The sequence below is a fragment of the Ruminococcus sp. SR1/5 genome, assembly GCF_000209835.1.
GTDB lineage: Bacteria > Bacillota > Clostridia > Lachnospirales > Lachnospiraceae > Blautia_A > Blautia_A fusiformis.
This window is the reverse complement of the sequence record NC_021014.1, coordinates 643,044-665,204: the sequence shown is the minus strand read 5'-3', so window position 1 is coordinate 665,204 and position 22,161 is coordinate 643,044. Positions and strand designations below refer to the sequence as shown.

The following is a 22,161-nucleotide window of genomic DNA, read 5'->3' as shown; positions in this document are numbered from 1 at the left end:
ACTGATTCTAGCATAACGCCCAAAAAAGTGCAATTTAATTCATGTAAATTCATGAAAAATTAATATTTTCCCCGGCGTTACTCCATATACTCTATTCTTCCCAGCTGTTTCCTGTAGTATAATCAATTTCAATTCCCGGCTGTATGTTATAAACAAAAACATGGAAAGATATCTTCTGGTCTTTAACGGATTCGGCTTCCATTTCCACACCCCGAGCTACCAGTTCATCTCCCTTAAAAAACGGAGTTACACGATACATGCAGGGATTTCCTGTACTGTGCACGTAATCTGCAACCTCATTTTCAAAAGGAAGCATTCCCGTCACATTGAGATATCTGGTTCCTGTGATAAGATTTTTCCTGTTTGCATTTTCTCCAGTCAGCTGATATCCGATAAGATGGCAGCGATTATACAGATACCTGCCATCTACATTTTCATATTTTACAGTATGCCATCCTGTAGGCTTCACCATTCCGATCGCTCCTCGCTCTTCGGCAGGCATCAGCTCCGGTGTGACCTTGGATTCTGCATAACCACAGCGCCCCAGGGAATCCAGTTCACTATAAAATTCGTATGCAGGTCCTGCGCTTTTTTCATCAGAAAAAGAGGGTATATTTCCATTGATCTCCACATATGGACTGCCGCTGTATTCCGGAATCTGATCCAGAGAAACAGATTCTGTCTGCCCTCCTGTCTTCGTCTGAGATTGTTTCAGTAATCCTGTCACTGCATCGGAAGCGGATTCCGAAATATTTTCCCAGAGGATCTGCGCATTTTCTTCTATATATGTAAGAAATACCTGTCCGAAGATCCGGCTTTGATCTTTTACCTCTTTCAGGCTCCGCGGCGGCATCCAGCCATTACATACTGCAAGGATGACACACAGGATAATGGCTGTGAGTATTTTTCGCCTGGGCTGTTTTTTCGTTTATATTTTCGCTTGTATGTAGGATAACGCTTCTTTTTCACGGGACCCCCTTATTTTTTGTCTGACAAATATTATATGTGATGCGGAGATTATTATAACCGCAATTCCAGTCAAAAAGCAACCATACATTCGGTTTTTACTGCAGTATAATTTATGAACAAAAATATTTTTATATGTTAAATTTCCTTTAACTGCCAGTGTATTATTTTATGGTTTTCACATACTAGCAATGTAACAGTAAACCAAATAACAACCAAGGAGGAAATGAATTATGCCAAGTAACACTTCTTCTAACAAAGCAGTTGTACCGGAAGCAAAGGGCGCACTTGACCGTTTCAAATATGAGGTAGCAAACGAGCTGGGTGTTCCGCTTACAGACGGATACAACGGAAACCTGACTTCCAAACAGAATGGATCCGTAGGCGGATATATGGTCAAAAAGATGATCGAGGCACAGGAGCGTCAGATGTCCGGCAACTCCCAGGGCGGCCAGCAGTACTAAATCTGTACGCGCAGGTAGTTTCATTGCTATGCTGAGTTGATCTAAGCTCATGCAAAAAAGATGCTGTCTGACAGAACTGAAAAACTGCCAGACAACATCTTTTTATTTTATATAAGATCCAAAAGTCTTAAAATCCTATATTCATTTACAGCAATTCCTGTACTTTTCGATATACAACCTCTGCAAATTTCTTATGTCCTGCTGCATTCAGATGTTCCTGATCTGCGTCACAGCAATGTACATAGGATGCTGCCGGAAGGAAACTGATATGACGTTCAGCTGCGATTTTTTCATAAACAGGCTGCAGATTTCTGGAAACGATCACAGACTCTCTGGAAAACTCCTGGTCATATCCTTCCTGCCATACTTTTTCTCCCAGATAGATGGGAGACATGAGAAGGACTTTCGCTCTTGGTGCGTATTCCTGGATCTGATCCAGCAGTCTTGTGATTCCCTTTCCGATTACATCTGCGGATGCTCCAAAAACAGTTTTGCAGTCATTGGTTCCCAGCATTAGAGTGATCACATCCGCCTGGGCATGTGTTTCCAGAAGTGTGGGAAGAAGTGCAGTTCCTTTTCTTCCGTCGCGGAGCGGATCTTCGAAAACCGTTGTTCTTCCGCACAGTCCTTCCTCGATCACGCGATATTCTTCTTTATTCAGTTTTTCCTGGAGAAGGCTTGTCCAGCGTACTCCCCACGGTAGTCTCTCTCTGCTCTCTCCGTCATATCCCCATGTATTGGAATCTCCAAAGCATAATATCTGTTTCATTTTACCATATCCCTACCTGTTTAGTATGTTATTACTTAAATGAATAATAACATGCTATTTGGAATTGGTCAAATATGCAAAAGAAATAGCCTGCTATAGACATTCTCTATAACAGGCCAATATATATCTTTTAAAATACTGTTCGATGAAGATTTTGTTTACAGTCCGATAAATCCTGTAACATCTCCGTTGATCACATAATGTGCACCATTATCTTCGGGTTTAATGTAGATTTTGAGATCTTTCAGTTCAGAAGCTTTTTTGCCCATATCCTCTGTCCAGATCTTTTTGATCCTGTCAGCAACCTCTGAAGTATGTATCTCTTTGCCCCAGTACTGAACATATACTTCTGTCACTGGCTCAGCTTTCTTAGCTGCTGTTGTCTTAGCAGCCGTCTTGGTTGTTGTTTTCTTAGCTGCAGTTGTTTTTCGTGTTGTTGTCTTCTTGGCAGCGGTTTTCTTAGCTGGCTCTTCTGATTTTACAGCTGTTGTTTTCTCTTCAGCAGATTTTACTTCTGCTGTTTTTTCTTCTACTGGTTTCTCAGCGGCAGGTTTTACCTCAGCTGTCTTCTCAGCTGCTTTTGTTTCTACAGAAGCTTTTGCATCGTCTGTCTTCGGTGTCTCAGCCTTAACGGCTTTCTCTTCGGATGCGGTTACTACAGATTTTGCAGGAGTCTCGCTTATTGAAGCCGTTTTTACAGTTGTCTTGGTTGCAGCTTTCTTTGTTCTAGCCATGTTTATAGCCTCCTTACAAGGGATTTGTTAATCTTTTCTCATGCAATACAATACTACGATTTGAAAGTTTTGTAAAGAAAAGTTTCAAAAGTCTATTAGTTAAGGCTGTAATTTACAGCATGTACACGATAAGTTACACTGCTTTTACTATATGTCCAGTTATGACGCAGCAGACAATTATGATGACGTCCGTCCCCATCCAGATTACACTCTATCACTTTAAATGAATCACTGTAAACTTCTGTAACGATAGCCGAATGTCCATTATTATTGATGCGCACATAGTCTCCTACCTGAACATTATTATCATATATTCTCTGAAGGCCTGATACTCTCTGCCCTTCCCAGATATCATAAAATACTTTTCTTGCAAACCCATCACACTGGATAGCCCCGTCAAACTTATTGCAATCATACTCGCCATTACCTGGTATCGGATCAATTCCGCTCTGAGTTCCGTGATGTTTGCATGGAACATCACTGATCGTATCCTGAAATCTTTCAGGAGCTCCGCTGCTGTCCAGATTATCTGTCAGATCTGAATAACTGTTTACAACATGGTTCCAAAATTTCCCATCAGGAAATTTGATTTTTTCATCTTCAATTCTCTGCTGCAGATTTTTCTTTTAATAACAGTAAGATTAACAATTACCGGCTTCGCTGCATTATAAAACGTTGTACTTTTTGTAGTAACTGTGATCTGCACTTCTCTCTGAATATCGTTTTCTTGCCATTCCTTCAAAGTAACCGTTCCATCAGAAGCTACCGATGCAATAGCACTGTTGCTGCTGGAATAAACCAATGTTGCATTCTGATCTGCTTTTGCCCCGAGATTGAATGCTCCATCATAGATCTTACGTTCCTGCTGCTGTACACAGCTGACAGATGGAGTTCCTTTTACCGTAGTGATCGTCAGTTTCCTGGTTGCCGGAGCATAGGAAGAAGATTTCGCTGCAGTGATCTGGATTGTAACTTTTCCAAGCTTCTTTGCCTTTTTAAAGTTCAAATTACCTTTGGAATCCACAGAAACAATACTGGTATCTAAGGACTTATAAGTAAGTTTCCCACCTTCTGAAGGAACTTTGGCACCAAGAGATTTCATTGTAGTGGAATACGCTATTTTTGCCCCATTCTTTACAGCAGTGGTAATATTCTGTCTTTTCAGCACATTAATCTTAATTGCAATATTCTGTGCCTGATAATGTTTGGTCGCCGCAACTTTTACAGTAACTGTTGCCACTCCCTCTCCATTAAGCATAATCTTGCTATTTTTTACAGATGCAATTTTTGCATTAGTGGTTGAATATGTCACTTTTGCAAATTCTTTTTTCCTGAAACACTGATTTTGTAGGATTTGCCTTTGTCTGTATAAAGTTTTGTAATACTTCCTGGTGTAACTTTTACCGGCTGTTTTGCTTTGCTGATCTTATAAGCTATTTTTTGTACCTGTAAAATTGCCCTTTCCTGTGATTTGTAAGGTTGCTGTTCCAGGTTCTTTATTATTAAGATATTTATATGTATAATCTTTTTCATTCTGTAATGAGATCATTCCGGCCGCATTGGCTTTCGGCATATAAATAGAAAATGCGGGAGTTTTTGCCTGTCCATCCCAGGTGTAAATCGTTGTCTTCAAATTAACTTGAACTTTACCGTCAAGACTGCATGCTTTGATGGTAAAATATTTAGAAACAGAATCTTTGTAACTTCCCTTTCCTGTGATTTTTGCAACAGCTTTTGTTCCCGTTTTTGTATTATTAGAATAAGTTACTGTATAATCTGTGCCGCTTTTTAATGTTGTATTTCCAAGTTTAACAGTTACACCTGGCTTCTGCGGACTTCCATTGTAAGTTGCGGTTTTTACAGTTACCTTTGCCGTTTTGATGCTCTTTCTAACTACTGGTTTTGAAGCAACTACCTTTAAAGTGATACATTTACTGTTCGTTGGCATGGTCGTATATTTTTTGCCTGAGCTGTCTGACATGGTAAATGGAAGTTCTATAGAGCACTTCAGGTTCGGGATCGTTTTCAGTGTTTTAAGATTATCCATATAGTACAGCATATATCTTGCATCATTGACGCTAGATGTATTAAACTTACTGAGGTTTAGAGATTCCAGGCTGCTACAGGAGTTAAACATATATCCCATCTTTACCACTTCAGAAGTATTGAAATGGCTCACGTCCACAGCTTTTAACGCATAGCAGCGTGAAAACATTCCTTCCATAGATTTTACTTTTGATGTGTTAAATTCAGAAACATCCAGAGAAGTCATTTTTTTAAGCTCGCCAAACATAGAATTCATATCTACTACCTTGGATGTATCAAAATTTTTAATATTGAGGCTTGTTAAAGACTCATTTCCATAAAACATGAAATACATATTCTGTACATTAGAAGTATTAAAACTGTTCAGATCCAGAGACTTGAGCTTGCTCATAGTACAGAACATTTTGCCCATATCTTCTACATTTGATGTATTAAAGTTTCGTACATTTAACTGTGTAAGACTTTCGCACCGTTCGAACATACCGTTCATATATACAACATTTGCTGTATTGAAATTACTGACATTCAACTGTGTAAGGCTTTCACAGCAATAAAACATCTCCTCCATAGTCGTAACATTCGCTGTATTAAATCTACTGACGTCCAACTGTTTAAGATTCCGACATTCACGGAACATTCCGCTCATCCTTGTCACTCTGGAAGTATTAAAATTCCGGACATTCAGCTGTGTAAGGCTTTCACAGCCTAAAAACATGCTATTCATATCATTAACTTTTGAAGTATCAAATTTACTGACATCCAGAGTTTTTAATTTACTGCAATTTCGGAACATTCCCTGCATATGAGATACATTTCCGGTTTTCAATGAACCAGTATCCAGCCGTGTAAGGCTTTCACAATCTGAGAACATAAAGGCCATGTCTGTCACCTTACTGAAATCACAGTTTTTAAAAGTGATCCTGGTAAGATTCCTGCATCCCTTAAACATAGCTCTTGTCTTTGTGATTCCGGAAATTTCAACTATGGCTGTTTTAATATCATCCTGCCATTTACTCCAGCCCCTTTCTGCATCCCAATAATAATCTGAGGTATCATAGTCACCGTTTCCTTTTAATGTAAGACATCCGGATGTATCAATTGACCAAGCAATATCTCCGGTGATTCCTCCATCCATCATGCTTGCGGAAGCACTTACAGCATCTTCTTCTCCATCAGAAAAGTCATCACTTTCTGCCATTTCTTCTGTTTCCGGTTCTTCCGAAAGATTTTCAGTGTCCTCCGACATTTCTATATTATCCGCTTCTTCCGGCTCTTCTTCTAATTCCTGTTCTGTGCTATCAGGTAATTCTGCTGCTTCATCGTCTGCTGAGATTCCATCTTCAAAAATATCTTCCTCAGAAAAACTTTCCTCTGGACTGTCAGTCTCCTCATTTACATTTTCCTGGACTGTTTTCGGTTCTGTCTCTGAAGCCATGGTTATCCCTGCATTGCCAAAGATCATAGACCCTGATAAAACGACACACAGAAGTTTTTTGATCATTTTTCTCCTCATCCTGTTTTCTCCCTTTTTCTTTTTATACTAAAACGAAGTTCTGATTCTTCGCTTTGCTCCATCCAATTAGATCCCCAGATTTTCCAGTTCTTCACTCATATACCCTTTGAGATGCTCCTTTAAAGCCTTATGCTGAGGCAGGATAAGATCAAAATCCAGTGCCAGGATCTCACCAGCTGCTTCACTTGCATTCTTCAGGATTCCCGCATCATTGTAGATATCACCGATCTTAAATTCCATCAGTCCGCTCTGGCGGATACCGAAAAGATCTCCTGGGCCCCGAAGCTTCAGATCTTCTCCGGCTATATAAAATCCATCATTGGATTCATTGAGGATCTTCAGACGTTTAGAAGTATTTTCTTCATTATTTCCCTGGATAAAAATGCAGTAAGACTGATGCTCTCCACGCCCTACACGGCCCCGAAGCTGATGAAGCTGGGCAAGCCCGAAACGTTCTGCATTTTCCACCATCATAACGGTAGCATTTGGCACATTCACTCCAACCTCCACAACTGTGGTAGATACCAGTACCTGGATCTCGCCGGAAGCAAACGCCTCCATGATCCTGTTTTTCTCTTTTGGCTTCATCTTTCCGTGAAGGATTTCTACTTTGATCTCCCCCGGAAGGATCTCCTGAAGCTTTCTGGCATAATCTGTAACATTCTCTGCCTCCAGGCCTTCGCTCTCTTCCACCATAGGACAGATCACATAAGCCTGCCTTCCCATCTGCACCTGCTTTTCAATAAAAGAATACGCCTTGGGACGGTAGGAAGTTCCTACTACGCAATTCTTGATCGGAAGTCTTTTTGCAGGAAGCTCGTCAATGATCGAAATATCCAGATCTCCGTATAAAATGATCGCCAGTGTCCGGGGAATGGGGGTTGCGCTCATAACAAGTACATGAGGCGGATTTCCTCTGGTCGTCAGCGCTTCCCTCTGGCGAACGCCGAATCTGTGCTGCTCATCTGTGATCACAAGCCCCAGATTCTTATATTCCACCTTTTCCTGGATCAGGGCATGAGTTCCGATGATCACATTCACTTCACCGTCTGCAATCTTCTGATAGATCTCACGCTTCTGTCTGGCTGTGGTAGATCCTGTCAGAAGCACCGGATGGCAGGAAGCGATATTCTGTTCTTCCATCAGCCTCAGAAAGCCTTCGTAATGCTGATTTGCCAGAACCTCTGTCGGTACCATCAATGCACTCTGAAATCCATTCTCTGCTGAAAGTACCATAGCTAAAAATGCGATCACGGTCTTGCCGCTACCAACATCCCCCTGTACAAGCCTGGACATCAGCTTATGACCGCTCAGATCCCGTTCGATCTCATGCCAGACATTCTTCTGGGCTCCGGTCAGGTCATAGGGAAGCCCTTCTATGATTTCCTCGGTTGTCCATACTGGTTTCATTGGAAAAGTGTTTGGAGCCTCTTCTGTTTTCTCCTTCAAGAGCTGTATTGCCAGCACAAAAAGCAGAAATTCATCGAATACCAGACGTTTCCTGGCTGTGAGAAGCTCCTGCATATTTTTCGGGAAATGGATAGTCCGGATCGCATAATTGGCATCTGCGAGCTGATAGCGTTCCCGTATCTCCTCCGGCAGATATTCCCCATGGAGAGGCCTTGTATCCAAAATCTGATGGACCAACTTCGTGATCATCTTGTTGGAAAGTCCTTTCGTCAGACCATATACAGGCTGCATACTGTGAATGATCTCCTCATAAGCTGCCGGGGTAAAAATCTCCGGATGTTCCATCTGCGGACGGCCTTTTTTTCTGATGATCTTTCCTCTGAGGATAAACACACTGCCCTTTTTGAGTGTTCCCCTCAAATAAGGCGCATTGAACCAGGCAACCGGCAATCGGCCGCTTGCATCTGCCACAGTTGTTGTCAGAACCTGGAGATTGCGTATCTGGTTAATATAAATACCTGTTGCTATAGTGGCACGGATAGAGACTGTTTTGTCCTCCTCTGCTGATGCAATCTCCACAGGCTCCTCATATATATCGTAAGTCCGCGGATAATAACGGAGAAGCTCTTCCGCAGTCGTGATCCCGATCTTCTGGAAAAGCTTCTCTGTTTTCTCACCCACGCCTTTTAATTCACGTAAAGGTGTCTTATCATTCATTTTTTTGCTCTTTATTCTACAGAAATCAGATAGTAGTAAATTGGCTGTCCACCCTGGTTCAGCTCAACCTCGCACTCCGGATATTTCTCGGTAAGAGAATCAGAAAGTGCCTCTGCATCTTCCTCAGATACATCTTCACCATAGTAAACACTGATAATCTCAGATTCCTCGTCAACCATCTCTGCTACCATCTCCTCTGCTACCTGAAGTCGATCTCTGCCTACTGCAAGGATACCTGCATCACCGATTCCCATGATATCTCCCTCATGGATTTCCTTGTTATCAATGCGTGTATCACGGACTGCATAAGTAATCTGTCCAGTCTTCACTCTGGAAATCGCATCGGTCATGGAAGCAAGGTTCTCCTCGCCGCCCTTCTCCGGAACAAAGCTGATCATTGCGGAAATTCCCTGTGGGATTGTCTTGGTTGGTACTACAATGATCTCCTTGTCCTCAGTCAGATCTCTTGCCTGGTTAGCTGCAAGGATAATATTCTTGTTATTCGGGAAAATATAAATTGTTTTTGCATTTACTTTCTCAATAGCATTGAGCATGTCTTCAGTACTCGGATTCATAGTCTGGCCGCCTTCGATCAGATAATCTACGCCAAGCTCACGGAAGATCTGAGAAAGTCCCTCACCTACGGATACGGAAATAAATCCATGATCCTTTGGAGGTTCTTTGTTTTCTGCCTGTTCTTTTGCAAGTTTTTCCGCATCTTTGATCAGTTTTTCCTGATGTTCTTCTCTCATATTGTCAATCTTCATACGGGAAAGCTGACCATACGTGAGTGCGCGTTCAAAAGCCTGTCCCGGATGATTGGTGTGCACGTGTACCTTGACAATCTCATCATCAGCCACCAAAACAATGGAATCACCGATGGAATCCAGAAATTCACGGAAACGGTCGATCTCATCCTGTGGAAGCGGTTTTTCAAGAAGGATAATAAACTCTGTACAATATCCAAATTTGATATCTGCCTCTGCCTGAGGAGAAATCTTTGTGATCTTAGGAGCTGCTGCTTCAAACTGGGAATAATCCACTTCTTTTCCATGATATCCGTCGATGGCACCACGGAAAACTTCCAGAAGTCCCTGTCCGCCAGAATCCACAACACCTGCTTCTTTCAGGACTGGAAGCATCTCTGGTGTTCTGGCAAGAGTTTCCTCTGCATGCTGAAAGATCCCGTCGAAAAAAGCATCCAGATCTTCTGCAGCATCAGCAAGCTCTGCTGCTCTGTCTGCTGCAGCTCTGGCTACAGTAAGAATGGTTCCCTCTTTTGGTTTCATAACTGCTTTGTATGCAGTCTCAACGCCTCGCTCCATAGCTGCGGCAATGGCAGGTGCATCCAGATCTGTAAGTTTACGCACACCTCTGGTAAATCCACGCAGAAGCTGTGACAGGATAACACCGGAATTACCTCTGGCTCCACGGAGGGAACCGGAAGAAATTGCCTTTGCCAGGGATTCCATATCCGGATCTGTAAGAGCACCTACTTCAGAAGCAGCAGACATGATGGTAAGCGTCATATTGGTTCCCGTATCTCCATCAGGTACAGGAAACACATTCAGTTCATTGATCCACTCTTTCTTCGCTTCCAGATTCTTTGCTCCGGACAGAAACATTCTGGAAAGTATTTTAGCATCTATGGTTTTGTTATTCACCACAAGTTCCTCCTCTAAAACTAATCTATTGCACGCACGCCCTCAACCATAATGTTGATCTTTTCAATCTCCATTCCTGTAAAGGCTTCGACTTTATATTTTACATTGTTGACAAGATTGTCCGCAATAGTACTGATATTCACGCCATATGCTACGATGACATGAAAATTCAGCCGGATCTTATTATCATCCGTGATCTTAACACTGATACCATGTTTCAGGCTGTCAATACGCAAAAGCTTGACCAGGCCATCCTTCATACTGATAGCTGCCATTCCGATGATACCAAAACACTCTACCGCCACACTGCCGGCATAAGTCGCAATGACATCCGTATCAATTACGATCTGACCCAATCCAGAATCTATACGTCCATTCATATGGTTACCTCCATTGTTTCATTCAGATTAAATTATATAAAACTATTATTAACCTTTTTTAATTACGCAATGATAGAGTTCAACTTGTTTTATCTTATAGAAAAATCCTTTATTTTCAATGGTTTCCAGTGCTTTTGTATACGGCAACTCTTCGTCTGATTGCGTCTGTTTTCTTTTATTTGTCACAAAAATTGTCAAAATAAAAAGCCACAATACCGGGTAATTTTCTATATTTCAAATCGTTCTAACCTATGCTATACTAAAAGAGCTGTCGAACCTCCAGCAGAAAGGAGGTGGCCACGATGGAAGAAATTCTCACCTCATTCCTTGTCTCCGTTGTAGCAGGCGTAGTTAGCTACTACATATGCAAACGGCTGGACGGTAGACGATAGGCAGCAACAGCCTAAACGGAATAACTCACCGTAACGAGCAAGAAAGCCCCCAGAGCTGCAACTCTGGGGGCTTTCACTTTGCCACTTGGAATCTCACCACATTCCTTAGCTGTTATTATCATATGCTATTACCGGAAAAAAGTCAACTCAAAACGTCATGGAGCTCTCCATATTTTCTGGCGTTTGTCCTAAAAACGTCACAAAACCATATCTCTGAATCACCCCACATATCCAGAAATGGCTTAAAATCAACACTTTCCAGACTTCACGGTATGAATATATTGCTTTTTTCATAATTACGCAATGATAGAGTTCAACTTGTTTTATCTTATAGAAAATTAAGCTCATCCACTCTAGTGAAGGGAAATCCCTGATTGTGATGGAACATGCCGACCGATACTATGAAACCGGTTTTTCTTTTTCGTTTATTTACTTATAATCCTTTTACAAACTCAACTGCATTTTTTATATCTTCTTCATCTGGATGCCCTTTTGCAATTCCACCAACCAGTTTAAATGGGCCAAATGTGTCATAGCCCTTGCACCCGAATTTTCCTATCACTTTAGAACGCTTTTTATCCAAAATCTGCTCTATGGATTTATAATTGGCACTTCCACCATAAGTACAGATCAGAAATACCTTTTTGTCATCCGGTAGATTCTTCTCTGCAAATCCCAATATCGACTGATGAAATTTTGAAAAATAGATGCCTGATGCAAACCCAATCATATCATAACTGCTCACATCTGCATCGGGTTGTTTTACAGCATCGATCAAATCGATCTGGCACGCTTCTGCTATGCTCTTTACTAATTTTTCTGTATTTCCATGATGTACAGATGCATATACGATTGCTTTTCTCATTTGTTTTCCTTTCTGCCTGCGCCATCAATCAGGTCATAACTCATGTCCAAAAAGTCCAGTATCTTTGCTTTACTGACCGAACCATCCAGTAAAATCGTGATCCAGTGCTGCTTGTTCATATGGTATCCAGGTAAAAATCCATGCGTCTGAATAATCAAATTCGTCATGTCCGGATCACACTTTACATCCATGATATCAACCGGATCCTTTCCTTCTAATCCCAGTTTTGATTTTTCAATAGTCATGATCACTGCATACCATTTTCCGTTTTTATGTCGAAGTACTGCACTGTCTGGCGATGTACTCCATAAATATTCCGGGACTGTTCCGTACTGTTTCTGCACATATTTAAAAATTTCTTCTTTCTTCACAAGCTATTCAACTCCTGACGTTTCTGATATCCTACCTATAATCATACCACATTTTCGGATTCCGAACTACCTGCCAAATTCTTTTGCATTTTCCCGTTTTTCCTATCCTCATATGCCAGTTCAACAAGAATATGTTCTATTCAGATTCAGGAAAGAGACCAGGCCAAAGAAAAAACGATAAATTAATTCGCACTGGGTAATTTTCTATGTTTCAAATTGATCTAAACCATACACACAACGCTTAATTTCACCATGATCCGCCCTGTTCCCGGAGGTATGGAATACTTTCCTTAAAACTCTTTGCAGAATTTTTGATAAATTTCCTTTTTTGCTTGCAAAAGAGCAATTCATCTGTTAAAATGGTGACTGTTGATAAAAGGAGGTGCTATTCATGGCTAAATGTGCAATCTGCGATAAAGGAGCTCATTTCGGAAACAATGTGAGTCATTCCCATAGAAGATCCAACAAAATGTGGAAATCTAACGTTAAATCCGTCAGAGTAAAAACAACTGCCGGCGGAGCAAAGAAAATGTATGTATGTACTTCTTGTTTAAGATCCGGAAAAGTTGAAAGAGCGTAAGTAATATCGTATGCCCCCGTAGAATGCGGGGGCTGTTTTTTTATCTTCAAGACAGATAAATCACAAGCGGGAAGCATGCCAAGTGCACACTTCCCGCTTATCTGCAAAACATATGATATCCGCATAGCAGACATATGACTGCCATTGCGATCACAATAAAATTTTCTGTAATAAGGATGCCAAGAACCATGCCCACACCAATAAAAAACAGCATAAAACCAGTTAGCTTTCCCACTCCTGTCTGCTCATTTCTTGTTTTTTATTACAGTATATGCATGAAATCTAAATGGAATACTACTCTTCTTTCCCGTCTGTATCCTCAGCATTGCCTGCACCTGGCGCAAAACGGTTCACAAAATCCGGCACCATATCCAGAACCTTGGTAAGGCCATCCTGATTTTTTACGTTTACAAGTTTGGTGCTTCCATTCTGGATCACAAGTACTGCACAGGGAGACATCTTTCCGGCAAGACCTCCGCCGCCATTGTTCTTCTTATCCCCTTCAAAAGCTCCGGCTCCCACGCCGAAGGATACATCGACCAGAGGAAGGATAATGGTATCACCTACATGAATGGCATCGCCAACCACTGTTTTGGCCGATACAAAGCCATCCATTCCTTTAAATAATGAATTCACGGTATCTTTGAAATTATTCTCTTTCTCCATGTTTTACCTCCTTATGTCTCCATCGGTGGATGACGTATTTTATATTTTTATTGAAATAAAGCTCTGCTGCTGTTTTGAGAACTACAATTCCATAAATCCTTCCCTTTAACAGGATCTCTCCCTCAAGAACATTTTCATCATCAAAAAGGGGCGCTGCTTCGATCTTGTTTTTATGAAAAGGAATTGTCATTCCTAATACAGCCAATACCATACCTGTAACTGCCGGATCTTCATTGCCAAATGTGATCTTTCCGGTGATCCTTGTCGGAAGCACATGATAAATCAGTTTTTTTGCATTTTTCCACAGAAAGGAAAGAGCCTCTCTGGTTCGGGGATGGTCTAAAAACTCCTTCCACCAGTTTATCTTATCACAGAAATTCCGGATTGTTAATGCAAGACTTTGAATTTTTTTCAGAATCCTTTTGGGGATTCCAAGAAAATTCTGTATGATTCGGATCAGCTTTCCAACTGCCGTTTTTATTTTTCCCACTATATTTGAAATTAAATCTGAAATCTTTGTCCGAAGCTTCTTTTCATCTTCCGATTCTTCCGATATTTCTTCGGAAATCGATATCGGCTCCATTATTACATTTTCCAAAATTTCATTTATATCTTCAACAGTATCTTCCTGCGGCTCAGACATTTGCAGCTCTGCGGTATCGTTCTGATTTTCGTTTTTTAATGTCTTTTCATGGCTTCTGGAAGCCTCTGCCTGTTTTTTGGCATTTTGATTTCCGGAGTTGGAAAGAGATCTAGGTTTCTTTTTTTACGAAACAGATTTTTAAATTTTTCCAAAGGAATCCCTAAAAAACATAATTTTGTTTTCAGAACGCCCTGCTCCCAGAATACCTGTGCAGAAATTATATGAAGCAGCCAGCTCACTTCACCGAAAGCATGTATTTCCCGAAGACTATCCGTTCGGTCTTTTTTATTTTCCCTCTGTATCTGATCGGACAGAATAAAAGAAGCAGCAGGATCATAAGAATCAGCCCGATCAGGATCCCCAGAAGGATCAATATCCATTTTATTATCAGCCATAATATATGCAGCATTGGTTCACCTGTTTTTCAGATATTCTTTTATTTTAAAATTTCCAGTTTCGGTATAAACCTGTTCGATCATATCCTGTACCATCTGTATAGCACCGGATTTTCCTCTAGCCATTCCAACGACCAAAGGACAGGTGGCTCTGGCGCTTCGCTGTACAAGCATGCCTGCAGGAAGAATTTCCAAAATATTTCCGGGATTATCAGACAAAGTAACAACGTAGATATCCGGCACGAATTTGCCAGCAGTGATCCTGGTTCTTATTCTAGTAGGATTTTTTACATCATTTCCTATGTAATAGTTTTTCATCCATTTCAGCAATCTGCCATCACCTCCGTCTATAATGCCAAACAGGGCTGCGTATGTACACAGCCCTGTCCTGTTGTTAAAAATACTTCTGCTGTTTCGCCCAGACGCCCTCACTTCGCATTTCCAGATACTCCTGATAGGCCTGTTCCACGATATGCTTCTCGTTGGAAAAACGGAGAAGATGATAGATCTCATGAAACTTATAGTATCCGGAATCTACAAAATATTCCTCTCGCTGGGGTTTGCTATGATAATTATCAGCTATCATGAGATACCAGTGTACCTCTTTCATTACCACATCCTCCGGAACGGTGAAATTATACTGGCTCTTACCGATATATTTCACGATAGAGGCCCGAACACCTGCTTCTTCCATTACTTCACGTAAAGCAGTCTGTTCAAAAGTCTCTCCTTTTTCTACAGTTCCTTTGGGAAGCACCCATCCTTCATAACGGTTCCTGTAGGATTTATACAATGCCAGGATCTTACCCCGATGAATTACCACACCGCCACAGCTTGTTGCTTCTATCATATTGCAATCCTCCTGTAATGCGTGTGTCTTTTGCACTGGCTATAGTATACCTCTTTTTCACCTTATAGGCAAGGGGCAAGAAGCAGATACTGTTCTCAATTTAATCGAAATAATATGCATCAAAAACATCGGCCGCAATGGGAACTGCCGCTTCACTTCCGGTTCCGCCGTTTTCCACGATCACTGCAATGGCGATATCCGGATCATCTACATTAGAATAACCCACAAACCAGGAATGACTGGAACCATTTTCATCAAACTCCGCAGAACCGGTTTTTCCGGCAACAGTATATCCTCGTCCGTTCAATGCAGAAGCCGTACCGTTTTCAACTACATTTTTCATTAGTTTTCCAAGGATATTAGCTTCATTTCTTGTCATCAGACGTTTGTATTCTGTTTTTTCTGTTTCCCTGACCGTATCACCGGAATTATTCACGATCTTATCGATCATAGTTGGCTTCATCAGTACACCATCATTGGCGATGGCACTTGTGATCAATGCCATATGCATCGGAGAAACAAGAGTGTTACCCTGGCCGATCGAGGTCTGCATCACAAGTGCATTCGGAGAATCTTTATCAAGGGTAAAGCGACTGGTTTTATAGGAATTCAGCGGAAGCGCCCTATTAAAGAGCAGATCCTCTGCAGTACTTTTCAGAGTATCTCCTCCCAGACCAAGTCCCATATCTGCAAATGCACAGTTACAGGAATGTGCAAATGCGGAATAAAAATCCTCCTGTCCATGTACTGCCCCATTGTAACACTGGATCGTGTGGTCATCCACTGTGATACTTCCCTGACACAGATAGGAATATCCCTCCAGTGATCCCTTTTGTCTGAAATAATCCAATGCCGTGACGATCTTAAATGTTGATCCCGGAGGATAAGCTCCATTGGTTGCACGGTTTAAAAGGCTACTGTTACTTTCATCATTAACAAGGGTATCCCAGTTCTGTGCGATCGTGTTCGGATCAAAATCCGGTTTGCTCACCATAGCCAGGATACGTCCGGTGGATGGCTCCAGTACAACTACCGCTCCTCTGCGGTCTCCCAGAGAATTGTATGCTGTTGTCTGAAGATCTGCATTCAGACTGGAGATCACGGTATCACCCTGATTCTTTTTCCCAGGAATTCATTTTTCATCTGTTCCAGAAAAAATGAATGGGAGGTGAGAAGCTGGAAATTTGCTTCCGATTCCAAACCGCTCTTACCATTGGTATCATATCCTACTGCATGTGCAAAAATATTGGAAAACGGATACGTTCTCTCTTCTGTTCCATCTTCATACACATTGGTCTGTGCCAGGACCTCACCATCCGAAGACTGGATACTTCCACGTACTACCCGGTCCGAAAATGTATCCTGACGGGTGTTGTACGGGCTGTTGATAAAATCTTCACTTTTTATGGCGTCAAAATAGACCAGATATCCGATCAGACTGACAAAGATCAATATAAAGAAGGCCGATACAAAAGTTAAAGGCCGGTTCTTTTTTCTACGGAGTCTGGCGATTTCTCTTTCTCTCAGGCGTTGCTCTCTTTCCTCTTCTTTCAATCGTTTCTTTTCGCTGCGTTTCAATTTGTTCGTCCTCATCTTCCCTCAGAATATACAGTCCCTGAATGATCGCAAGCATCAGGATGGTACACATGACAGAACTGCCTCCGTAACTCACTAGCGGAAGTGTAACTCCTGTCATTGGAATAAACTTGGTTGCACCGCCAATGGTCAGAAATACCTGAAAAGCATATTCAGTTCCGAGCCCCAGTGCGATCAGTTTATAAAACGGATTCCTGATCTTTAGTGCAATAGTAACGATCATCAGAAAAAAGCTTGTGCATACAAGAATCAGGCAAATGGCAAAAATACCCCCCAGTTCCTCGCAAATAGCACTGAAGATAAAATCATTTTTTACGACCGGAATCTTCTCCGGAGAGCCCTGACAAAGTCCCATTCCAAACCAGCCTCCGGTTCCGATCGCAAACAGAGACTGCACGATCTGATAACCTTCATTTTGATAGACAGCCATCGGATCCTTCCAGGCACTGACTCGCTGACGGACATGTCCAAAAAGATGATATGCGATCACCGAACCAACGCATCCTCCGCCAAGTCCCAGAAATAAATAGCTCGGATTTCTGGTTGCAACATAGATCAGTACAAGGTAGGTGACAAAAAAGATCACTGCACTACCCAGATCCCTGGAAAGAACCAGGATCCCTACATGGATCACTGCAACGATCGTAGCCAGTACTACTTTGCGAAAATCCACCTTGGTACACAGAAGTGATGCCATAAAAAATACGAAGGTTATCTTGATCACCTCGGAAGGCTGGATTCCCATAAGAGAAAGCTTTGCACCGTAGCTTGTGCTTGCCAGAACAAGAACTGCCGCCAGAAGTACAATACCAATTCCGGCATAAGCCCATGTAAGATCCTTTAAAAATTTCATTTTTCGTATCATTACCGGTATCACCAGTGATACTGCACTACCTGCGGCCACGATCAGAAGCTGCTTAGTTGCAGACGGAAGTGAAAGCCGGCAGAGCATGATAAATCCTACGCTCAGGAGCATACACATATTATTTAAAAGAAGCAGCGATGCATTCTGATAAATAATTCGATAAAGGATCTGGATCGCTGCAAAAAAGATCATCATTTCGATATAGAACAGGATGACCCTGAAATCCATGCTTTTTAAATAGATCACAAGAAATGCTGTAAAATCAATAAAAAAGATCATGGTCAGCTGCTGATGGAGCAGTTCTCTCTTTTCTTCCTCATCCTGCCGCCACACCATATAAAAACAATGAAAGGTATAGACGATCATCAATGTGAGGATCACATACTTAGATAATTCTGTAATTACATTAATCATACACTTTTACTCGGCTCCTCTTTTAAAATGGCCTTTTGTATACCTGCGTCCGGAAGGTTTTCCGTTTTCCTGATAAACCGTCCGGAATTCTTTCAGGATCGCTTTTGCTTTCTCTGGCTCTTCGATCGTAAATGCCAGTCGCAAAGAGTGAAGGTTCAGTTTTTTACCTGATCTTTTTCACCCGGAAGTCCGTAAGGAATGCTATTATAAATGATATTATAACAGTATTTTGCTTTTTCGGAGATGTTTTTTCCCCATGGATCACAACTGCATTTTACCGGAAATTCACTGTTATAGCGGTCTTTCAGATAAGCCGTCTCATATTTTCCTGTACATCCGAAAAGATTCTTCCTTACACACTGCGCGGAAAGCATCAGTGGGATATAACCATATAAAAGCAGCTCCGAAGAAGTATTATCTCTGTGTTTCAGTTCACCCTCATTCAACTCAAGGGGGACTGTATTTCGAAGAACTCCCTCTTCTCGCCAGAAATCAACACTCTGATCATTCCAGGTATACATGGATGCATCCAGGATACATTTTCCGCCATATCCCATTTTTTTCAGTACGGCGTAAGATTCCAGGTTTCTTACCAGAAAACCCTTCATACCCTGCTCCAACCATTTTTTGAGCTGATCGAAGCCACTTTTCGGGGATTTCTCCGCGATGGATATGTGGAGTAGAAAGATATAATTCACTGCTTGCAGCAAGTTCCGGTGAAAAATATTTTTCCATAGTATCAAAAGGAAAATAAAAACCTGTAATCCCCGGTTCGTTCAAAAGTACTTCCGCAGTATCCGAACGTTCACAGGATACATACACAGGCAGGCTGTCTGTTACCCTTCTGTGACAGGCAGCCTGATCCTTAGATTTCGTCTGCTGCTTCGTAACCTGTGCTCTCTTCTGACATCCGATCAGTGCTTCCCGCAGCTGACTCAGAGCATCTCTTCGTACTTCATTGAGAACTTTAACCGGAACAAAAATCCTTCCATTTATTTCAATGTTCAGATCCTCCCACTGAAAATCTGTATTTCCCAGTTTCTCCATCTGCTGACGGATCCTCTGTTCTTCCATTGGTTGATTTTTAGCAAACTGTACCTCACCGCCCATAGCAGTTACTGTCTGGCCCTTGCAGGTTATTTCCAGTATAACAGGACTTTCAGGAGAAAGTATTAAATTCCCATGAATTTTTCTTTTATTTTTCTGATCTCCGGCTGGATATTACCGGATTTTTTTCATTGGCAAAAGCCATCATTTCCGGCCCGCGATACATATCATAGTATCCTTTGCAGGATCCTCCACGACTGAAAAGCTCAAGAAGATACTTCCGGTCTTTTTCCTGAACGTGATATTCTTTTCCACTTAAATACATATCCAGATATTTTCGATATACTGCCGTGACGCCCGCTGTGTACGCCGGCTGTTTCATACGCCCTTCGATCTTCAGAGACATAACACCCGCCTCCAGGATATCCGGAAGAATATCCAAAGTGCAGATATCTTTCAGGCTTAATGCACAAAAATCCTTGTCTCCTTTATATTTTCTGTGATCCATGGTTACACTGTAAGGAAGCCTGCATGGCTGTGCACAGCGGCCACGGTTTCCGCTTCTTCCACCGAAAATACTGCTCATCAGACACTGGCCGGAATAGCTGTAACAGAGAGCTCCATGGATAAAAGTCTCTATTTCCAGAAGACTTGCCTTATGCATGGCAGATATCTCTTCCAGGGAAAGCTCTCTGGCCGGAACCACACGAGTTGCTCCCTTTTCCTCCAGAAATCGCATTCCCTCCGGTCCGGTTACTGTCATCTGTGTGCTTGCATGAATATCCAGATCCGGGAAATTCCGGCGTATAAAAGAAAATACTCCCAGATCCTGTACGATCACCGCATCCAGACCTGCCTCATAATATGGAAGCAGATATTCAAACAGCTGATCATCCAGTTCACGGTTCTTCAAAAGTGTATTCACAGTAAGATATAATTTGCGGTTATGGATATGTGCGGTCTCAATGGCAGTGATCAGCTCTTCCTGGGTGAAGTTCTGCGCATAAGCTCTTGCTCCAAAAGCCGGTCCCCCTACATATACCGCATCAGCCCCGGCACCAATAGCTGCCTCAAAACTTTCATAAGAACCTGCCGGCGAGAGCAGTTCTGTTATCATATTTTTCAAAGTATTCCCTCATCTCCCATCTGTTAATCAATCCGATGACCATAAAACAAAAGAGGATTACCGAAGCAATCCCCCCTCCTTATTTAAGCAGTTCATCAAGTTCTTTCTCCAGTTCCTTCACCTTACCGTCCAGAAGATTCTTCTGTTCCTGAGCTTCCTGTTCTGCCTTCTTCGCCTCTTCGATCTGCATTTTCAAAGAGATCAGTTCATGTTTCAGATCATACATCTCCTGGTCTTTCTGCTGCAGATCCTGTTCAAAAATCTCCGCCTGCTTCTTTGCCTTAAAATAATCATCTGTAATATTCAGACTGAGCAGTGTATGCTTGGTCTCCATGGCCTGTCTGGAGTATCCCGGCATCTGACTCAGCTCACTGATCTTATTATTCATATAGGCTGCAACCTTCTGAAAATATTCCTCGGACTCATACCCGCCCAGAGTAATGATCTTTCCATCGATAACAACCTGTGCTGTATTCTTTACCGCCATTCGTAAAGCCTCCTGAATTTATCTGTTACTGGTAATTTCCTCAATAACATTCCTCTGCATTGCCGGTCTTACAACCCACAATTTCTTTTATTATAACTGATTCCCGCAAAAATGTATAGAAGTTTTTCTATTATTTTGTCGATAAATCAGGACGAGGATATCCAAGATGGGTATATGCCAGCACGGAAGCCATTCTTCCACGTGGAGTTCTGTTAAGGAAACCTGTCTGCAAAAGATAGGGTTCATACACGTCTTCCAGTGTTCCGGAGTCTTCTCCGATTGATGCGGCAAGTGTTTCAAGCCCCACTGGTCCGCCCTGAAAATTCAGGATCAAGGTCTGGAGAATGCGGCGGTCTGTTTTATCAAGGCCATACTGATCTACTTCCAGAAGATCCAATGCGAAGCAGGCAACATCGTAGGTGATCACACCATTATACTTCACCTGGGCGAAATCACGTACTCTCTTCAGAAGACGGTTGGCCAGACGGGGGGTTCCTCTGGAACGCTTGGCGATCTCGGCAGCTCCATTGGGTTCGATTTCCACGCCAAGCACCTGAGCGGAACGTAGAATGATCGTCGTCAGTTCTTTTTTATCATAAAACTCCAGTCTCTGGGTTACGCCAAAACGATCACGAAGCGGCGCGGAAAGAAGACCTGCCCTCGTTGTTGCACCTACCAATGTAAACTTCGGAAGATCCAGACGAATGGAACGGGCGGATGCTCCCTTGCCGATCATGATATCGATAGCAAAATCTTCCATTGCCGGGTAAAGAACCTCTTCTACCTGTCGATTCAGTCTGTGTATCTCATCTACAAACAGCACATCTCCTTCCTGAAGGTTGTTCAGGATCGCAGCCATTTCGCCTGGCTTTTCAATCGCAGGACCTGATGTTACCTTCATATGTGTTCCCATCTCATTGGCAATGATCGCGGAAAGTGTAGTCTTTCCCAGCCCCGGAGGTCCATAAAACAGCACATGATCCAGTGAATCATGACGCTGCTTTGCTGCTTCGATATAAATTTTCAGGGTATCTTTTGTTTTCTGTTGACCAATATACTCATCCAGACTCTGAGGCCTTAAATTTCCCTCCAGGGAAAAATCCTCTTCTGTAACATCTGTTGTAATGATCCTGTTCTCCATTTGCTATGCTCCGTTCTATTTCATTTCAGTGCGAGCATGTTTGCTCTTACTCACGGCGGT

26 protein-coding genes are annotated in these 22,161 nt (G+C 42.1%); 2 read left to right on the top strand and 24 right to left on the bottom strand.

Annotated elements, in window-relative coordinates; translation table 11 throughout:
* Nucleotides 1-91 precede the first annotated feature (91 nt).
* Nucleotides 92-853 carry a DNA/RNA non-specific endonuclease gene (locus tag CK1_RS03345; protein WP_015524907.1) on the bottom strand — a complete coding sequence of 254 codons (762 nt, stop codon included), beginning with the start codon at nt 851-853 and terminating at the stop codon, nt 92-94.
* 346 nt (nt 854-1,199) lie between these two features.
* Between CK1_RS03345 and CK1_RS03340 the strand changes: the two genes are divergently transcribed.
* Complete coding sequence (locus tag CK1_RS03340) at nt 1,200-1,430, top strand: alpha/beta-type small acid-soluble spore protein (RefSeq protein WP_015524906.1); 231 nt, start codon at nt 1,200-1,202, stop codon at nt 1,428-1,430.
* A gap of 145 nt (nt 1,431-1,575) precedes the next feature.
* Here CK1_RS03340 and CK1_RS03335 read toward each other — a convergent pair whose 3' ends face one another.
* From CK1_RS03335 to CK1_RS03290, 10 genes are all read right to left on the bottom strand, one after another.
* Nucleotides 1,576-2,199, bottom strand: coding sequence for a GDSL-type esterase/lipase family protein (locus tag CK1_RS03335; RefSeq protein ID WP_015524905.1), 624 nt, complete (start codon nt 2,197-2,199; stop codon nt 1,576-1,578).
* Between the two features lie 158 nt (nt 2,200-2,357).
* On the bottom strand, nt 2,358-2,933 hold the full coding sequence (locus tag CK1_RS03330) for a DUF6465 family protein (RefSeq protein ID WP_015524904.1): 576 nt from the start codon (nt 2,931-2,933) through the stop codon (nt 2,358-2,360).
* A gap of 95 nt (nt 2,934-3,028) precedes the next feature.
* Nucleotides 3,029-3,214 carry a hypothetical protein gene (locus tag CK1_RS03325; RefSeq protein WP_306288716.1) on the bottom strand — a complete coding sequence of 62 codons (186 nt, stop codon included), beginning with the start codon at nt 3,212-3,214 and terminating at the stop codon, nt 3,029-3,031.
* A 269-nt stretch (nt 3,215-3,483) separates the two neighbouring features.
* The gene (locus CK1_RS03320) at nt 3,484-4,173 is read right to left on the bottom strand and encodes an Ig-like domain-containing protein (protein WP_306288715.1); all 690 of its coding nucleotides are present in this window, start codon (nt 4,171-4,173) and stop codon (nt 3,484-3,486) included.
* A gap of 186 nt (nt 4,174-4,359) precedes the next feature.
* Entirely contained in the window at nt 4,360-6,480 is a 2,121-nt protein-coding gene (locus CK1_RS03315) for a BspA family leucine-rich repeat surface protein (protein ID WP_015524902.1), read from the bottom strand.
* A gap of 78 nt (nt 6,481-6,558) precedes the next feature.
* Nucleotides 6,559-8,619 (bottom strand): ATP-dependent DNA helicase RecG, encoded by a 2,061-nt coding sequence (gene recG / locus CK1_RS03310; RefSeq protein ID WP_015524901.1) that lies wholly within the window; start codon nt 8,617-8,619, stop codon nt 6,559-6,561.
* A gap of 11 nt (nt 8,620-8,630) precedes the next feature.
* Complete coding sequence (locus tag CK1_RS03305) at nt 8,631-10,283, bottom strand: DAK2 domain-containing protein (protein ID WP_114002507.1); 1,653 nt, start codon at nt 10,281-10,283, stop codon at nt 8,631-8,633.
* Nucleotides 10,284-10,303: 20 nt separating this feature from the next.
* A complete protein-coding gene (locus CK1_RS03300) occupies nt 10,304-10,663 on the bottom strand; it encodes an Asp23/Gls24 family envelope stress response protein (protein ID WP_015524900.1) in 360 nt (119 codons plus the stop codon).
* 825 nt (nt 10,664-11,488) lie between these two features.
* Complete coding sequence (locus tag CK1_RS03295) at nt 11,489-11,920, bottom strand: flavodoxin family protein (protein ID WP_015524899.1); 432 nt, start codon at nt 11,918-11,920, stop codon at nt 11,489-11,491.
* Entirely contained in the window at nt 11,917-12,291 is a 375-nt protein-coding gene (locus CK1_RS03290) for an MmcQ/YjbR family DNA-binding protein (RefSeq protein ID WP_306288714.1), read from the bottom strand. The genes CK1_RS03295 and CK1_RS03290 overlap by 4 nt, the downstream gene beginning before the upstream one ends.
* Nucleotides 12,292-12,682: 391 nt before the next feature.
* On the opposite strand from CK1_RS03290, the gene rpmB reads away from it, so the two are divergent.
* Nucleotides 12,683-12,871 carry a 50S ribosomal protein L28 gene (rpmB, locus tag CK1_RS03285; RefSeq protein ID WP_015524898.1) on the top strand — a complete coding sequence of 63 codons (189 nt, stop codon included), beginning with the start codon at nt 12,683-12,685 and terminating at the stop codon, nt 12,869-12,871.
* A 294-nt stretch (nt 12,872-13,165) separates the two neighbouring features.
* Here rpmB and CK1_RS03280 read toward each other — a convergent pair whose 3' ends face one another.
* The 13 genes from CK1_RS03280 to ruvB form a co-directional block, all read right to left on the bottom strand.
* On the bottom strand, nt 13,166-13,537 hold the full coding sequence (locus CK1_RS03280) for a GerW family sporulation protein (RefSeq protein ID WP_015524896.1): 372 nt from the start codon (nt 13,535-13,537) through the stop codon (nt 13,166-13,168).
* Entirely contained in the window at nt 13,521-14,120 is a 600-nt protein-coding gene (locus CK1_RS03275) for a DUF2953 domain-containing protein (protein WP_306288713.1), read from the bottom strand. The genes CK1_RS03280 and CK1_RS03275 overlap by 17 nt, the downstream gene beginning before the upstream one ends.
* Nucleotides 14,121-14,215: 95 nt before the next feature.
* On the bottom strand, nt 14,216-14,575 hold the full coding sequence (locus tag CK1_RS03270) for a hypothetical protein (RefSeq protein WP_015524894.1): 360 nt from the start codon (nt 14,573-14,575) through the stop codon (nt 14,216-14,218).
* Nucleotides 14,576-14,593: 18 nt separating this feature from the next.
* Complete coding sequence (locus CK1_RS03265) at nt 14,594-14,905, bottom strand: hypothetical protein (protein ID WP_173733336.1); 312 nt, start codon at nt 14,903-14,905, stop codon at nt 14,594-14,596.
* Nucleotides 14,906-14,969: 64 nt separating this feature from the next.
* A complete protein-coding gene (locus CK1_RS03260) occupies nt 14,970-15,425 on the bottom strand; it encodes an NUDIX hydrolase (protein WP_015524893.1) in 456 nt (151 codons plus the stop codon).
* A gap of 100 nt (nt 15,426-15,525) precedes the next feature.
* Nucleotides 15,526-16,527, bottom strand: a complete 1,002-nt coding sequence (locus CK1_RS03255) for a peptidoglycan D,D-transpeptidase FtsI family protein (RefSeq protein WP_353611113.1) — start codon at nt 16,525-16,527, stop codon at nt 15,526-15,528.
* Nucleotides 16,524-16,877 (bottom strand): hypothetical protein, encoded by a 354-nt coding sequence (locus CK1_RS17935; RefSeq protein WP_353611112.1) that lies wholly within the window; start codon nt 16,875-16,877, stop codon nt 16,524-16,526. The genes CK1_RS03255 and CK1_RS17935 overlap by 4 nt, the downstream gene beginning before the upstream one ends.
* 43 nt (nt 16,878-16,920) lie before the next feature.
* On the bottom strand, nt 16,921-18,300 hold the full coding sequence (locus CK1_RS03250) for an FtsW/RodA/SpoVE family cell cycle protein (RefSeq protein ID WP_015524892.1): 1,380 nt from the start codon (nt 18,298-18,300) through the stop codon (nt 16,921-16,923).
* 155 nt (nt 18,301-18,455) lie between these two features.
* Nucleotides 18,456-18,920, bottom strand: a complete 465-nt coding sequence (locus CK1_RS03245; RefSeq protein ID WP_502685120.1) for a hypothetical protein — start codon at nt 18,918-18,920, stop codon at nt 18,456-18,458.
* A complete protein-coding gene (locus CK1_RS03240) occupies nt 18,805-19,446 on the bottom strand; it encodes a DUF3656 domain-containing protein (RefSeq protein WP_306289062.1) in 642 nt (213 codons plus the stop codon). Before CK1_RS03240 ends, CK1_RS03245 begins: the two co-directional genes overlap by 116 nt.
* A 49-nt stretch (nt 19,447-19,495) precedes the next feature.
* On the bottom strand, nt 19,496-20,464 hold the full coding sequence (locus CK1_RS03235; protein WP_306289061.1) for a peptidase U32 family protein: 969 nt from the start codon (nt 20,462-20,464) through the stop codon (nt 19,496-19,498).
* Nucleotides 20,465-20,552: 88 nt separating this feature from the next.
* Nucleotides 20,553-20,960 carry a cell division protein ZapA gene (locus CK1_RS03230; protein ID WP_015524889.1) on the bottom strand — a complete coding sequence of 136 codons (408 nt, stop codon included), beginning with the start codon at nt 20,958-20,960 and terminating at the stop codon, nt 20,553-20,555.
* Between the two features lie 130 nt (nt 20,961-21,090).
* Nucleotides 21,091-22,101: a Holliday junction branch migration DNA helicase RuvB gene (ruvB, locus tag CK1_RS03225; RefSeq protein WP_015524888.1), complete on the bottom strand. Its 1,011-nt coding sequence runs from the start codon at nt 22,099-22,101 to the stop codon at nt 21,091-21,093.
* Nucleotides 22,102-22,161 lie beyond the last annotated feature (60 nt).